Raw genomic sequence first — 14,735 nt, 5'->3', positions numbered from 1 at the left:
AGCTTCCTTTTGCAACTCCTGATGGCCTCTATGTGGCAACGATGCAGCATAACCTCCATTTGACACGACGTGAGCATGACCGCGTGCGAGCGGAAAATTCCATTCTACGCCAATCACGCCTCCCGGAAATACCGGGAAGCCTGATCGCATTAGAAATTATCTCGGCTTCAGTCCGGCTTTGGTGCATTAGCAGGCGCAGCGGCTGGTTGCGTGCTGGCCGTCTTCTGCGCGGCGGCGGCCGCTGCTGCCGGCTGTGCCTGAGCCGCTGTTTGCGCCGGAACTTTCGGGCCGCAACGGGTCTGGAAGTCGGCGTAGGCCTTATTGAGTTCCGCCTGCTTTTGCAAAGCCGAGCGCTTGACCGAAACTTTGACCGTCTTGCCGTCGGCGGCTTTTTCCAGTCGCTCGATCGTTCCGTCGCCTTTCAGCGTGTTGATCTGGCTCGCAAGCGACACGCACATGGGGTCTGTCTTTGCGGCTGTATTGTCGGGACCGAGCGATTGCGTCGAAAGCCCCAAATTCGAACCGTCCGCGCATCCGCAGGTCAAGCCTGCTGCAAGTACGGCCAAAGCAATCTTGCCCGTTGCGCCCTCTATCATCGTCCACCCCCGAAACGTTGCAACCTGCAACAGAACGCGCACACGCTCTCTGCTTAAGGATGGAGCGGCAGACACCGCAAGGCGATCGAGGTATCTCGTCCCCAGTGAACAGACGTCGCCTGCATCGAAAGTGTGGACACCTGCAACATGATGCCCATCAGCAACAAGGCCGCGCCATACGCCAGTTGAGCTAGCGCGTAGCGCGAACATCAGTCGACAACTATTATGTCCGGTTGAAAAATCTGCTAGTGGACGCTACGTCGGCGGACTTTTCCGGATAGCTTCGACTCGTTTCTAGGCAGCATGGCGTCAAAGCCCTTGCGAATCTCATCGAGCGATTGCCGCTCGCCTTTCTGGCCGTTGAGCGCGGCCGAATGCGCGACGTGGTGGCCGATTTGGGCGAGGAGACGCCCCCAATCCTGCAATTGATCGCCGAGAGCTTCGCCGTTGATGGTGACCATCAGCGCACCGTCTGCGACCCACGCTCGAATCAACTCGACTGCCTGCTGGGCTTCCGGAACGCCATCCGGGATATCGAGTTCCAGTGGTCGTTCGGTGTCTTGGAGATTGCTCATGTCAGCGGGCCTTCAATACGCGATACGCACGTTCCGGCAGCTTTAATGGGCGCGGCCCCCTATCGCAAGGGCGTTGAGACGCAAGGCGTCTCCAGATACGTCCGGCACCCCGCAGCCATCGCGCGGCGTTGGCCGCGCCTATCGTGAAGCGACAATCTTGTCGTTGCTACGGACATAGCCGAGCACATCGCGCGCGATTTCTTCAATCAGATCGGAATTGGGAACTTCCGGCGAGAGGAGCGCCACGTCGAGCCGGAGTTTCGCCCGCACGGACTCAAGGCCCTTGATTTCGAAGTCAAGAAGCGCCGAACGCTCCATGAGGCGATTGCGAGCCTCAAATCCATGACGACCGTAGCGCGCATGATAGACGAAATAGGCTGTCGACGTCAGGCAGGCAAGCAACACGAATATCTGCCGTGAGAGATGTCGAGGCCTATTTCGCCCATCAGGCCTAGTGGCACGCAGCACTGATTCAGTCTCCGAGGGAGGAGATCGCGGAAGAGGATGAGGTTATGCAGGGCTCGACTTAAGGGCAGGTAAATTCGGGCGTCATCCGACGGGAGGAGATGCGCCGGATCGATAGAAATAGCGTGTAAGGGTGTATCCGCTTTAAGGCCGTATACGCATGCCGACGCGAATGCCGCGCGCATGGCCAGCCGTTCATATGAATTGAAACCGGGCCCAAGTCGCCTTGCGAGACAATAACCGAGCCTAGAAACGGTGCTTCATGCTGCCATGGATCATGAGATCCTGCGGCGACTCGGGACCGTTGCTCGGCGGCTCGCTATTCTGCTCTGTCTTGTTGTCTTCGGCCGCGCCGTACAGCAGCTCCAGGCCGAAATCCATTTTCGGCAAAGTGCCGAGCTTACCCAGACCCGGAATGCGGATCTCGGTTCCTTCCTCGCTCTTCGGTGCGGATTGATCTTGAACCTGCGCTTTCGGCGCATCCGGTCCCGCGTTGGGGATCGCCATGCGCTGTTCGTCGAGCGCAATTGCCCCGGTGCTCGCAGCGGTGGCCAGGGCCACCAACATGCCAATCACCAACCAAAGTCGTCCCACAAATACCCCGCAATGCCTCGGAAGCACGCACATGGCTTTAGTGATGAGCGGTCGATAAAGGAACTTCAATGCCCTTTTCCGAAGCTTAACGCTTGGAACGCCGTTTCTCTGGAGCCTGTTGTATCATCGCCATGTTGCTGACGCGACACAGAAGTTCAAGAAGATTCATTTTGCCTGGAAATGGCCCTCTTGAGGGCGCTTGGGAGGGATTGGCGAACGACAAAGGGAGCCGCCTAAGCTGGCGGCCCCCTTCGTCTGTCGCAAACGGGAGAGAGCGATCAGAACTGAATGCGTGCGCCTGTGATGACCATATCGAAGGCGTCGAGATCGGCTGTAACGTTGACCGAATTCGTCAAGTCGCCATCCGCATGGCGGTACATGACGTAGAGGTCCATCGCAGCGGCGTCGATATTCTGCACCAGGCCGGCCGCCCAGAAGTTCATATCGCCATTGTGGACGTAACCTGCATCTAAGCCGGCGCCGAAGGCCTTGTTGGTCCTCGATCCAACGTCGTCATGCCGGTACTCACCGAAGATCGTCGTCTTGCCGAGCGGGGTCCACTTCTGTTCGATACCGCCCTGGATGAACCACATGGTGCTCGTATCTTCCGCGGAAGCCGAGATTAGCTGAACACCATGGTCGATGGTCTGACCAGCACCGCCATAGACGTAAAGGCCGGTCGGCACGTGCATGACGGTCGCAGCACCACCAAACCACTCGCAGTCCTGAGCATCACCAGCACCCCCAGAGCTAAACGGTGCGCACCCAGTCAGATTCTCGTCGGTGCTCTTCTCCCAGCCGCCTTTGGCGAGGATGTTGAAGTCGCCCCACTTCCCCTTATAAGTCAGCGACACGCCGGCCTGATCGTCTTCACCCCAAGAGGCGGTCAAGACAAAACCGGCAATCGTCGGCGAATCGTAACGGACGATATTTCTGCGGCCATTCTGGCCTTCCGTGCCGTTATCGACGCCACGCAGGACGTCGCTCCAGCGCAGTGCGTTTACGCCCGCAACACCACTGCGCAGGAAGAAATTGCCCTGATACACTGCAGCAGCCTGAGCGTCCGAAACGTTGCGGGTATTCGCGCCGTCGGCGTCGTCGAGAAGGTGATACGTGGCAGTGCCTTCAAGACCAACCGTGACCTTGCCGTAATCTTTGCTCTTCAGCCACCAGTTGCTCTTACGAACGACTAATGCGTTGGCTGATGAGCTAGATGGACCAAGTTGATCCCACTTGTTCGACGGATCGCCCTGCGCGCCAATTTCAAGCGTATAACCGGCGGAATACCCTGGCATGATCTGAGCTTCGCCGACGAATCTGAAACGCGACTGCTCGAGCGCGTTCGTGCCGACGTAGGCATTGCGTTCCGTGCCGTCATCCCACAGGAAAACAGCTTCGTTAACCCAGCCCGAAATCGTCAGCGAGACCTTGCGGTTACCCTTGCGGGCCGTCGTCGCTTCGAGCTCGGCGATGCGCTCTTCGAGATCAGCGCAGCAGTTGCCGCCCAGATCAGCTGCGGAGGCTTGCGTGAAGCTCATTGCAAGCCCGAATGCCGCTAACAACGCAAGACGGCTACAAGATAGCGTGAATACCGATTTCATCGGTGCCCCTCTGTTTTTACAGACCCCAACCAGAACGGCACGCAATCCCCTGAAGCGCACCGGACAATTCCTGCCACCGCACTGCGAGAGATTTGAAATCTCAGCAGCGCCTTGCGCCCTGCAAAGCATGCTCATTTAACAGATGCGTGACAGTTGGGGCTCCGGACGGTTGCAAGTCTGCAACAGGTGGTCCTTTCGACCATTTCTGTGCTTCAATGGACACAGAAAAGGACTTGCCCTTGAATTACGAAGCGACCTTCGACGTTGCAGTTGTCGGTGCCGGCCCCGCTGGACTTGCCGCCGGCTTCGCATGTGCGGAAGCGGGGTTGCGGACAACCGTCGTCGGTCCGCACGCCGACGCGCGGGACGGGCGCACGGCGGCGCTCTTGGACGGCTCTATCAACCTGCTGAAAAGGCTTGGTGTTTGGGAACGGGTTGCATCGGCGTCGACGCCTCTGAGGGCCATACGCTTAGTCGATGCGACAGGTGCGCTTGTCCGTGCCCCTGAGGTCGTATTCGAGGCGTCCGAAATTGGCCTTCCGGCCTTCGGCTATAATATTCCCAACGCAACCCTGACATCTGCGTTCGAAGCCGTGTCGCACCCGCGATTGACGCGCCTGGTCGACCCGAAGGCAACGGTATCCGATCTGGCTGGAACCCACGCCGTGTTGTCGACTAGCACCGGGCTCGCAATCAAAGCCCGTCTGCTTGTGGCGGCCGACGGCCGGGAATCGCCAACCCGAACCTCCGCCGGCATCCGGACGTCGAGTTGGTCATACCCTCAAACGGCTATCGTCACGACATTCGCGCACTCACGCCCTCACCGCGGCGTCTCAACCGAGTTGCACCGGCCGCAGGGGCCGCTGACGGTCGTCCCCGGTCCTGGCAATACCTCAAACTTGGTTTGGGTTGAGGCGCCCGGAGAGGCCGAGCGCCTCGTCGCCCTCGATGACGAGAGCTTCAACCGCGAACTGACGGCGCACGTCGGCGCTCTGCTTGGCGTTCTCTCCGACTTGATGCCGAGGCGCGCATTTCCGCTGTCAGGACGCACCGCTTCTGTCCTCGGCCAGTCGCGCGTAGTGCTTGTCGGCGAGGCGGCGCACGTTATCCCGCCTATCGGGGCGCAAGGCCTAAATCTCGGATTTCGTGACGCCGCGACAATCGCAGAAGTCGCGGACGAAGCCATGCGCGCCGGGGAGGATATCGGCGGAGAGCAGGTGCTCTCGAACTACGATCACTTGAGGCGCGGCGACGTGGCATTCCGCATATTTGCGGTCGATCTGCTCAATCGATCGCTTCTTTCTTCAGTTCCCGGCATCCATCTTGCGCGTGGTTTCGGGCTTTTTGCGCTCGCGACCAGCCGTCGGCTACGCGCCCGCGTGATGCGCGAAGGCATCATGCCGAGTATAGGCGACCTCTCATTTATGCGGCCGTTGCATCGAAGCGGGGAAATTCCGGCAGCCCGGCCTTGACTGTGCCGTTGCTCGACGGGCAAGACTTGCGCGTCTTATCCATTACCTAGGGAAATCGACCACTGTCTTCGGGCGTCGCCGTCTCGCCGCTGCGCGATCTGCAGTTCAGGCTCGAATATGCGCTTCTGCGTCTGATCGTCGGCATGGTTCGCATCGTGCCGCTCGACGTCGCGACGCACTTTTCCGCGTGGTGCTGGCGCCGCTTAGCCCCCATCATCAGTCCGAAACGACACAACCGTGCGCTCGACAATCTGCGCATCGCCTTTCCAGAAAAGTCGGAAGCCGAACGCAACGCGATTGCACTCGAACATTGGGAAAATCTCGGTCGTGTCATGGCCGAGACGATGCGCATCGACCAAGTCGTCGCCGATCCATCCCGACTGACGATCAGGAACCCGAAAGTTTTTCAGCGCTACGCCAGAAAGCTCGGCCCGATCATCGGCGCTTCGCTGCACATGGGAAACTGGGAGCTCGCGATTTGGCCTCTGACGATCGCAGAAACAAACCCGGCTTGCGTTTATCGTTCGGTCAATAATCCCTATATCGATCGCTATCTGCGCTATCAGCGCCGCGATCTCTATCCGGGCGGCATGTTCGGCCGCGGCAAGGTTGAAGGCGAACATGGGGAATCGCAGAAAACCGCGCGCATTATCATGGATTTCGTTCGTCGCGGCGGACAACTCGGAGTCGTTTGCGATCTCTATGACAGAACGGGCTTGCCGGTGCCGTTCTTCGGCAAAGACGCGCGCACCGTCGCTATTCCGGCGATGATCGCACGACGCGCCGGCGCGCGTATCTGGATGTCGCGCTGCATACGTATCGGCAAGGACAGCCGCTTCGAAATCGAGCTCAAGGAGCTTCGAATTCCACGCACCGCCAACCACGGCGAGGATGTCAAATGGGCGACTGCGGAAATGACCCGCCAGTTCGAAGAATGGGTCCGCGAAATGCCCGAGCAATGGATGTGGTCCAACCGGCGCTGGAGCTAAGCAGGGGTTCCGGATCGGAACCGAGGCGCCAGGCACCGCGTTGTTAGCTGCCGACCTCGAACTCAGCGGTTCGCCATGAGCGATACACTCACACCTCTACGCGTCGCGATCATTTTTCTGGGCCTTCTTCTGCCGACGGTCGCGCTGATTCCGCTTGGAAGCCTATGGCTATGGCAGCATGGGTTCCTGATTCATTGGGCGTTCGCGACACTCGCCTGCACGCTCATCGCTTACGTTTTCGAAAGAATGACGCTCGGTCCGGAGCCGCCGCCACCGATCAACTCCGATCTTCAGGTCACGACGCTTCGGCTAGACGACGATCCGTTACGCAAGAAGGCAGCGGCCGCGGTGGAAGCTCTTGCGAAGAGCACATCGACGGAAGCTATTGCCTCGTGGAATGACGCTTTGAACAGCGGCCTGGAAACGGTCGAAACCGTCGCCAAAGTCTACCATCCGGATCGCGCCGATCCGATGCTGCGCTTCACCGTTCCCGAAGCCCTGACGCTGATCGAGCAGGTGAGCGGCAGGCTGCGCCCAATTTTCGAGGGCATCATCCCCCTCGGCAGCCGCCTCACCGTTGCACAGTTTGCGCAGATCTACCGCTGGCGCGGCATCTACGATGCGGCCGAACGCGCCTGGTCGATCTGGCGCATCGCGCGCGTATTCAATCCCGTGACCGCCGCAACGTATGAAATGCGCGAGCGACTTTCGAAATCCATTTTACAGTGGGTGAAGGGCTCGATCACGACGCGATTGACACGGGCTTATATTCGCGAAGTCGGAATGGCGGCTGTCGATCTCTACAGCGGCGAGTTGCGCCGAAAGGCCGGCCCAGCCGCCGACCTTCGGGGAAGCAAAAAAGAATCGTCTGCCGGCAACTGATTGCGTCGCCCGCGGGCGGGGACCATAAACTAGGACTTCCACAGAGCGCCGACAACGAAGCCGACAGCCGCCGCGACGAGGAGCGTCGTCAGCGGCTGCTCCTTGACGGACCTGTCGATAGCGCCCTTGACGTTGCCGGCCATTTCTTCGACCTGCTGTTTCGCATCTCCGGCGGCTTCGTTTGCGGCGTCGACGGTCTGCCGGGCGCGCCCCTTGATGTCTTCGACCGAGCCGGAAGATCCGTATGAAGATGAGGATGTCGATGCCATGAGCCACTCCTTGTTGAATTATCGATGCAACGCTGAGGCCGTCGCTTTGGTTGCGTTGCAGAGCGGCTCGAAATGAAATGTGGGCCACGGCTCACACCCTGACCCACGTTCAAGAGAGAACGGAAACTCTGGAAACGTCACCTTGAAGCGGTCTTGGCGGCTCCATGGCGGCGGGCAACTTCCGCGGCGGATACTTCTCCAGCCGCTACGAGCGCGTTGACGCAACGTTTCGAAAGACCATTCCCAACGGATCGCATGCAGGAACGAACCTGCGGGCTGTCAGGGCTATAGGCGCTGCAATGGGCGTAATAGTCGGTCGCACAAGCGAGCTGGACACTCAGGCTGACAGCAAAGGCGTCGTTTGCCGTGATCGCCGCACCGCCAAGCGCCATCGCTGATGTCAGGACTGCTTTGGTTGTTTTCAAAGATCTGTTCGATAACATCGTCGCGTCTCCGCTCTCTCGCAAGGTTGGGGCTTATGTTGCGAAAGATCTACGCGACCCGGTCAGGCGCCGCTGTTCCGCGCGTGACCGTCGATGAAGTGGCAGATTTGGCCGCAATGCCGGACGCGAACTCTCGTCCGGCCTTTCACGTTATGCGTTTGAAACCCGCATGAGGTGTCGATAATGACTGCTGTTATTAATCTTGTTTCGGAACGCGAACGACGCATTGCGAAGGATGCAGCCGAGTTACGCGAGGAGCTCCTCGAAAAATGCCATGCGGCGGTTGCCGAACTCGATCACATCGCAGGCTATGCGCTCGTCGTCTGGGACGGTCGTGGCGATATGCGATCCGCTTATAATGCGGCTCAGGGGCCAATCGGTCCCGCCCTCCTCCCGACTCTTGTTGCCGATGCCTTGAATCGCCATGTCGCTGTCATGCTGGCTCGAGATGAAGGCGATGATGCGGATGCCACCAGTTGAGATCTTGGGAATCGCATCCGTCCGCGAACTCCGGTCAAAAGAAAAACCCGGTGCGGAACTCCGGGCTTGCAGGCGCAGGGCTAGTGCAAGAAACCAAACAAGTGCAGGCCGATGATGACGATCAGCGGAACACCCGCCAGCCAGAGAATGATATCGCGTGCCATAGATTGTCTCCTCGGGGTTGGTCGTTCGATGTAATCGCGGAATTCGGTGACGCGGTGCTTCGCGTCTCCTCGGAACGTTGCGAAAGCCCAAGAAGACGATCGAGATGATGCCGCGCTCGCGCCAAATGGTTGCGCGCTTCCTCGCTTCGCAAGATGACGCCGCTTTGAGCAGCACTGCGCAATCCGCTTTCCAGGTTCCAAAGAGTCAGGACGTTTGGAGCGGTTTCCTGAATGCTGCCGGCCATTGAAGTTCCCATCAGCTTTATCGAGAAAACAACGCACGGCGCGTATTTGTGGTTCCGGTCACCAATCGGACTGCCGCTGACGAAATGCTTGTGCTAGAAGCACGCGCCCGTACTCAAACCGCAAATGGGCTTGCCCGGAACCAGATGCCCTGCCAGACGTTCTGTGGCCCGCGCAAATTCTCTTCCCCTCGCTCTCTGGACGCATCGATCCATGATCCCCCCATCCATTCTGCCCATCGTCCTCTTGACGATGTCGAACGTGTTCATGACCACAGCCTGGTACGGCCATCTCAAATTCACCGACCGATCTTTGTGGCTCGTGGTGCTGGTGAGCTGGGGAATAGCTTTTTTTGAATATTGCTTGGCGGTGCCGGCAAATCGCTACGGCCACGCCATCTATTCGGCCGCCGAATTGAAGACGATGCAGGAAGTGATCACCCTCATCGTCTTCGCAGTCTTTTCGGTCGTCTATTTGAAGGAAGCAATTACGATCAATCACGCGGTCGGTTTTGCGCTGATCGCCGCCGGCGCCTTCTTCGTGTTCAAGGGGCCGCTGTAATCGCTCAATTGATCGGCACGCTGAGCTTGAATTTACTATTGACGCTTTGCGGAGCCGTTGCCGTCGCCTCATCAACGTCCGTCGTGACGCTCAGCGTATAGGCATCGGCGTCTTTGTACGTCACACCGGCGCCGGCTGATCGCTCGGGTGTGCTAAGGACTTCAGGCCCTGCCGACATATCGAACTCGCGCTTGTAGGTCAGGAATGGCGAGATCGTCTTGCCGTCCCCGAGCGCAAATGAGTGATCGATTTTTGGCGCCAGAATAATCGAGCTTTTCTCGGTTGCGCCGTTCGCTGCCGCGAATTCGGCGTTACCCGCCTGCCATTCTGTTCGCGCATCAAGACTGATCAACGGCGTCGCCTGCAGGGTGACATATGCAGAGGCTTTCGAATCTTGTTCCGTAGCAGCACTTGCCGAGCGCGCATCGCCGCGCTCGACAGAAACGCCGACGATGGCGGAACGCGAAAGTTTGTAATCAACTCCGAGGCCGGTGCGAGTCGATTGATCACGATCGCCCTGATAGCCGTTGACGTCTATACTGGTCCAGACGTCGACCGGGAGGTTGGGTGTGCTTATTTTCGGCAGCGCTGGCGCGCCGGTAGTGCTGTGATCTACCGCATAGGTCCGGGTATTGAAATTTCGAAGATCGTCAAGACTCGTGCGTAGCGATACGCCTGAATCCGACGAGTTGACCGTCAGCGGCACTCCCTTGTCTTGTTGCGCGATCCAGGGCCTCGCCGCGTCTGCGGATATTGCAGGCTTTGACGCGGCATGATCGGCGAGTGCTGCTTCGAGGTCGATCTGCGGCAAGTCGGAATCGCAGGGCGAGAAGTCCGGCTCTGCCATGCTCGTTGCGATGTTCACGCATTCGTCGGCATGAGCCGCGGGCATGATGCATGCGAACGCCGCGAGGCCCAGAACGCAAAAGCAGGACGCTCGCGCTTTTGCTATATTATTTATGAAATACATGCTCATCCGCGCCTGTTAGTCTCGAACTTTGCTCATCATGTGGCGCCGCATTCGAATGCGAAGAATTCACGGTAACTTCTTTCCGATACCGAGGTCCCGGCAGAAAATGTGCCATAGGCGCGGAATGCTGGCGTTCAATGCAACATGGGAGCGGCGCGGGCGACGATGCGGCGCGTGTCGACGCCAGGAGGAAGCATTCCAAATGCGCCGGAGCCGCCGCCCAGCCGCGACGCACAGAATGCGTCGGCGACCATTTGCGGCGCATGCCGGATAAGTAATGACGCCTGCAATGCGACAACGAGATCGCGGACAAAACTGCGGGCCTGCGCCTCATCGTGCGCGGACGCGGCGGCCGCACGCATGCGATCGATGAACCGCGCCAACCGGCGGTCGGCGGTTGCGGCGTCGCGCATTTCATCGGCCAAAACGCCGACGGCGAGCGACGCCCGCGCAAGGGCCCGCAGCACATCGAGACACATGATGTTGCCGGACCCTTCCCAGATCGAATTGACGGGGACCTCGCGGTAGATGCGAGCCAGATTGAAGTCTTCGACGTAGCCATTGCCGCCGAGAACTTCCATCGCTTCGGCGGCAAAAGTCGGAGCGCGCTTGCAGATCCAAAATTTCGCAGCGGGCGTTGCGACCCGACGGAATGTGACCGCGGCCTCGCCCTCTTCATCGTAGGCTTGCGCAAGACGCAGCGCCAGGAGCGTCGCCGCTTCGGCTTCGATCGCGAGATCGGCGAGAACATTGGCCATCAGCGCGTGGTCGATCAGGTGCTTCTGGAATGTCGTGCGGTATTGCGCGTGGTGAATGGCTTGGGCCACGGCTTGGCGCATGAGCCCGGAAGAGCCTATGGCGCAATCGAGCCGCGTGTAGTTGCCCATTTCGATGATGGTCGGAATCCCTCGGCCTTCCTCCCCCAGAAGCTCGGCGTGCGTGTTCTCGAACTCGACCTCGCTCGACGCATTCGAGCGGTTTCCAAGCTTATCCTTGAGACGGCGAATGCGGATGGTGTTGCGCGTGCCGTCGGGCTTCCATCGCGGCACGAGAAAACATGTCGGCCCAACTCCCGTCTGCGCCAGCACGAGAAATGCATCGCACATCGGCGCTGACATGAACCACTTGTGACCATTGAGCCGATAGTAACGCCGCTCTCCATCCACATCGTAAGGCTCGGCGCGTGAGACGTTGGTTCTAAGATCGGAGCCGCCTTGGTTTTCGGTCATCGCCATGCCGATGAGCGCCGAGGTTTTCTCTGCGGCAGGCCGGAACCTCCGGTCATAGGTGCGCGAAAACAGGCGTGGCAACCAATCCGCTGCAATCTGCGGCGCGCGCTGCAACGTCGGCACCGAACCGTACGTCATAGAAACGGGGCAATAAACACCGCTTTCGATCTGAGCGAGCATGTAGCATCCGGCGGCGCGCGCGACATGCGCGCCGCGTCTCGGCTCCGCCCAGGGGCTCGAATGAAGACCCGTCTCCATCGCGAGCCCCAGCAGCGCATGCCATGAGGGATGGAAATCGACTTCATCGATGCGCGTCCCATAGCGGTCGAAAGCTCTCAGTACCGGCGCGTTGCGATTGGCGTCCGCGCCGAGGGCTATCGTGTCTGCGCTACCGAGGCGCGCGCCAAGTGCACTAAGGGCGGGTTCTGCCCAGGTCGCCCCTTCGCGGCCGACGGCCTCGTGCAGCACCGCGTCGCTTTCAAAGAGATTATAATCTTCCAGTGGCGGCGGCTGGTTGGCGACTTCGATCATGGAGGCCTCGTTCACGCATCGAGCCAATCGCACCTTAGTTGTCAGATCATTCAGCCGCAATTTCAAGAAACATGCGCGATCTTCCTGTCCCGGAGCAGATTAACGATGGCAAAACCGAGCTGGGCCGGCTCGAAGCGAAAGAGTGCCCAATTGACATGTGCTTGCTCACGCCCAATGGTGCGGCCCATATTTTCCCAGAACTCGAACAGGATCGCTGCCGATGGCCTCGACACGCACGCCCGCTAAACATTTCTCCCCTCTCGCTATCGGCGCGCCTGAGCCCTACCGCATCCTCCCCGTCAAGCTCGAGCGGATGATCCATTTCGTGCCGCCCCATAACGAGAAGATCCGCGCCAAGATCAAGGATCTTGCGGCGCAGGTCGACGTCGTTCTCGGCAATCTCGAAGATGCGGTACCGCTCGATCAGAAAGAGAACGCGCGCAAAGGTTTCATCCAGATGCTGCGCGACAATGATTTCGGCGGAACCGGCATCTGGACACGCATCAATTGCTTGAACTCGCCATGGATGCTGGACGACGTGACCGAGATAGTCGCCAATGTCGGAAACAAGCTCGACGTCGTCATGCTGCCGAAGGTCGAAGGGCCGTGGGACATCCACTATCTCGATCAGCTTCTGGCGCAGCTCGAAGCCAAGCATGGTGTCAAGAAGCCGATCCTCATTCACGCCATCCTGGAAACGGCGGAAGGGGTCAATAACGTCGAAGCAATCGCAGCGGCATCGCCTCGCATGCATGGCATGAGCCTTGGGCCGGCCGACCTCGCGGCTTCGCGCGGCATGAAGACAACTCGCGTCGGCGGCGGCCATCCCGATTACGGTGTGCTCGCGGACCCTGGCAAAGATGCAGCTGCAGCCCGCACCTTCTACCAGCAGGATCTCTGGCACTACACGATCGGCAAAATGGTCGACGCCTGCCAAGCCTATGGACTAAAGGCCTTTTACGGTCCGTTCGGAGATTTTTCCGATTTGGCGGCCTGCGAGGCGCAGTTCCGTAACGCTTTCCTTCAGGGCTGTCTCGGAGCCTGGACGTTGCACCCCTCGCAGATCGAGATCGCCAAGCGTGTCTTCTCGCCCGATCCGGCCGAAGTCAAATTTGCCAAGCGTATCCTCGACGCCATGCCTGACGGCACCGGCGCCGTCATGCTCGACGGCAAGATGCAGGACGACGCCACCTGGAAGCAGGCGAAGGTCATCGTCGATCTGGCGAAGATCGTCGCTGCCAAGGACCCGGAACGGGCGGCGCTCTACGGCGTGCTCTGAACATCGGCACATGTAGCTCTTGCGAGTTTGTTCCATCCGTCACACATTGAGGGGATGGACGCGATCCGGCATGCGAAATTTGCGATTGGACAGGTGGTCCGTCACCGCATCTATCCGTTTCGCGGGTTGATTTTTGATATCGATCCGGAATTCGCAAATACCGAGGAATGGTGGCTATCGATCCCGGAAGACGTACGTCCGCGGAAAGATCAGCCCTACTATCATCTTTACGCGGAGAACGCGGAGACGACCTATCTCGCTTACGTTTCCGAGCAGAACCTGCTGCTCGACGAGACATCGGCGCCGCTTCGTCATCCCGACATTTCCGACCGCTTCATCAGCGACGAGAGCGGCATCTATCGTCTGCGACCGCGATCCGCCAACTGACGTAGATGCAGTATCGCACCAAAGGTGCGCTGCTTGCTCCGAGAGAATTTTCAAAACAAAAAGCCGCCCAGGCAACGCCGGGGCGGCTTAATGATTAGCCTATATTCAACAGTTACTTTTGCTTCGGCGCGGCTGCAGGAGCCTTCGGCGCAGTCGATCCCGTTGTGGTTGGCGGCGCGCCAGGCGCATCAAGCGGGAGATTCTTCAGCTCGTTGGCCTTCCACTGCTCGGCAAGCTTTTGTTGACGGTTACGGATTTGCTGCATCAACGCGCTGCGAGCCTCAGCATATTTTTTATTGTCGACCGGAGGTCCGGCGGCGGCCTCATTGTAGCCGTCCAGCGGAACGGGAAAGCCGACGGGCTGAGCCGCGGCGTTCATTGCCAGCACCATGATGCCGCCACCCTTCGACAACTGATCGAGAATTTCGGGGGTTGCCTCCGTTTCGGCCGTGCAGCCGGCGGGATGGCAGAGCGAATAATGCAATTCAATCGGCTTCAGCTTGCTTTCGTCGATCTTTTCGTTTTTCGAAGCCTTCGCCCACTCGTCCTTGCTGTAGACCGCGGCGCGCAGGCCGGGCGGGATGGCCATGCCGAGCGGAACCATGATCATCAGCGATTTTTTGGGGTTACCCTCGATCTCGCGAATGGCCGCGGAAACGAGAACCATGCCCGTATTGCCGTCCAGACGTTCATGATGCGTCAGGCAGAGCTGCTTCTCTTCCTTGACTTCCTTACCGTCCTTGTCCTTCTTCGCGACCGGCGCCTTCTCGCAAAGCTTTACCCAGGCGCTCTTGGATGCAGCCGCGGCAGCATTCGCAGCCGGAGCCGCTTTAGCGGCAGGAGCTGCGGGCGCCGGTGCCGATTGGATTTTCTTAGGCGCGATCTGAACTTCTTTTTCCTTATCCTGTGCCGAGGCTGCGGACATCGCCGCAACCATAGCCAGGACAGAAACGAGCGCCCTGCCGCTCGTGCGCAATACCGCGTTTGCCATCAACGTAAAAATCC

17 protein-coding genes are annotated in these 14,735 nt (G+C 59.3%); 7 read left to right on the top strand and 10 right to left on the bottom strand.

The window, feature by feature from the left end:
* Window positions 1-167: 167 nt before the first annotated feature.
* From HYPDE_RS07250 to HYPDE_RS07230, 5 genes are all read right to left on the bottom strand, one after another.
* Window positions 168-596: a hypothetical protein gene (locus tag HYPDE_RS07250; protein WP_041320983.1), complete on the bottom strand. Its 429-nt coding sequence runs from the start codon at window positions 594-596 to the stop codon at window positions 168-170.
* A 245-nt stretch (window positions 597-841) separates the two neighbouring features.
* Window positions 842-1,171, bottom strand: coding sequence for a DUF5076 domain-containing protein (locus tag HYPDE_RS07245; RefSeq protein ID WP_015597759.1), 330 nt, complete (start codon window positions 1,169-1,171; stop codon window positions 842-844).
* A gap of 138 nt (window positions 1,172-1,309) precedes the next feature.
* Window positions 1,310-1,576 (bottom strand): FtsB family cell division protein, encoded by a 267-nt coding sequence (locus HYPDE_RS07240; protein WP_244437802.1) that lies wholly within the window; start codon window positions 1,574-1,576, stop codon window positions 1,310-1,312.
* Between the two features lie 306 nt (window positions 1,577-1,882).
* Window positions 1,883-2,203 (bottom strand): hypothetical protein, encoded by a 321-nt coding sequence (locus HYPDE_RS07235; protein WP_244437801.1) that lies wholly within the window; start codon window positions 2,201-2,203, stop codon window positions 1,883-1,885.
* 305 nt (window positions 2,204-2,508) lie between these two features.
* The gene (locus HYPDE_RS07230) at window positions 2,509-3,831 is read right to left on the bottom strand and encodes a porin (protein ID WP_041320139.1); all 1,323 of its coding nucleotides are present in this window, start codon (window positions 3,829-3,831) and stop codon (window positions 2,509-2,511) included.
* Window positions 3,832-4,070: 239 nt separating this feature from the next.
* Here HYPDE_RS07230 and HYPDE_RS07225 point away from each other — a divergent pair, with 239 nt between their 5' ends.
* The 3 genes from HYPDE_RS07225 to HYPDE_RS07215 all read left to right on the top strand — a co-directional run bounded on the left by HYPDE_RS07225 (window position 4,071) and on the right by HYPDE_RS07215 (window position 7,174).
* The gene (locus HYPDE_RS07225; RefSeq protein ID WP_244437800.1) at window positions 4,071-5,303 is read left to right on the top strand and encodes an FAD-dependent monooxygenase; all 1,233 of its coding nucleotides are present in this window, start codon (window positions 4,071-4,073) and stop codon (window positions 5,301-5,303) included.
* A gap of 143 nt (window positions 5,304-5,446) precedes the next feature.
* Window positions 5,447-6,292 (top strand): lysophospholipid acyltransferase family protein, encoded by an 846-nt coding sequence (locus tag HYPDE_RS07220; protein WP_015597753.1) that lies wholly within the window; start codon window positions 5,447-5,449, stop codon window positions 6,290-6,292.
* A 75-nt stretch (window positions 6,293-6,367) separates the two neighbouring features.
* On the top strand, window positions 6,368-7,174 hold the full coding sequence (locus HYPDE_RS07215; RefSeq protein WP_015597752.1) for a hypothetical protein: 807 nt from the start codon (window positions 6,368-6,370) through the stop codon (window positions 7,172-7,174).
* A gap of 29 nt (window positions 7,175-7,203) precedes the next feature.
* Here the strand turns inward: HYPDE_RS07215 and HYPDE_RS07210 are convergent, their stop codons facing one another.
* Together HYPDE_RS07210 and HYPDE_RS18745 are read right to left on the bottom strand one after the other, a co-directional pair.
* Window positions 7,204-7,443, bottom strand: coding sequence for a DUF883 family protein (locus tag HYPDE_RS07210; protein ID WP_015597751.1), 240 nt, complete (start codon window positions 7,441-7,443; stop codon window positions 7,204-7,206).
* A gap of 137 nt (window positions 7,444-7,580) precedes the next feature.
* A complete protein-coding gene (locus tag HYPDE_RS18745) occupies window positions 7,581-7,886 on the bottom strand; it encodes a hypothetical protein (RefSeq protein WP_081625101.1) in 306 nt (101 codons plus the stop codon).
* A gap of 183 nt (window positions 7,887-8,069) precedes the next feature.
* Between HYPDE_RS18745 and HYPDE_RS07195 the strand changes: the two genes are divergently transcribed.
* Together HYPDE_RS07195 and HYPDE_RS07190 are read left to right on the top strand one after the other, a co-directional pair.
* The gene (locus HYPDE_RS07195) at window positions 8,070-8,366 is read left to right on the top strand and encodes a hypothetical protein (RefSeq protein ID WP_041320133.1); all 297 of its coding nucleotides are present in this window, start codon (window positions 8,070-8,072) and stop codon (window positions 8,364-8,366) included.
* Window positions 8,367-8,986: 620 nt separating this feature from the next.
* A complete protein-coding gene (locus HYPDE_RS07190) occupies window positions 8,987-9,334 on the top strand; it encodes a DMT family protein (protein WP_187290872.1) in 348 nt (115 codons plus the stop codon).
* 4 nt (window positions 9,335-9,338) lie between these two features.
* Here HYPDE_RS07190 and HYPDE_RS07185 read toward each other — a convergent pair whose 3' ends face one another.
* Together HYPDE_RS07185 and HYPDE_RS07180 are read right to left on the bottom strand one after the other, a co-directional pair.
* A complete protein-coding gene (locus tag HYPDE_RS07185; protein WP_244437799.1) occupies window positions 9,339-10,226 on the bottom strand; it encodes a hypothetical protein in 888 nt (295 codons plus the stop codon).
* 212 nt (window positions 10,227-10,438) lie between these two features.
* Window positions 10,439-12,064, bottom strand: coding sequence for an isovaleryl-CoA dehydrogenase (locus HYPDE_RS07180; RefSeq protein ID WP_041320131.1), 1,626 nt, complete (start codon window positions 12,062-12,064; stop codon window positions 10,439-10,441).
* Between the two features lie 220 nt (window positions 12,065-12,284).
* Between HYPDE_RS07180 and HYPDE_RS07175 the strand changes: the two genes are divergently transcribed.
* Entirely contained in the window at window positions 12,285-13,343 is a 1,059-nt protein-coding gene (locus tag HYPDE_RS07175; RefSeq protein WP_015597746.1) for an HpcH/HpaI aldolase/citrate lyase family protein, read from the top strand.
* Between the two features lie 54 nt (window positions 13,344-13,397).
* Complete coding sequence (hspQ, locus tag HYPDE_RS07170; RefSeq protein WP_015597745.1) at window positions 13,398-13,730, top strand: heat shock protein HspQ; 333 nt, start codon at window positions 13,398-13,400, stop codon at window positions 13,728-13,730.
* A 112-nt stretch (window positions 13,731-13,842) separates the two neighbouring features.
* Here the strand turns inward: hspQ and HYPDE_RS07165 are convergent, their stop codons facing one another.
* Window positions 13,843-14,721, bottom strand: coding sequence for an invasion associated locus B family protein (locus HYPDE_RS07165; protein ID WP_015597744.1), 879 nt, complete (start codon window positions 14,719-14,721; stop codon window positions 13,843-13,845).
* Window positions 14,722-14,735 lie beyond the last annotated feature (14 nt).

The organism is Hyphomicrobium denitrificans 1NES1 (assembly GCF_000230975.2).
GTDB lineage: Bacteria > Pseudomonadota > Alphaproteobacteria > Rhizobiales > Hyphomicrobiaceae > Hyphomicrobium_B > Hyphomicrobium_B denitrificans_A.
Note: the sequence above shows the minus strand (reverse complement) of the source record. Positions and strands in the feature narration are given on the sequence as shown.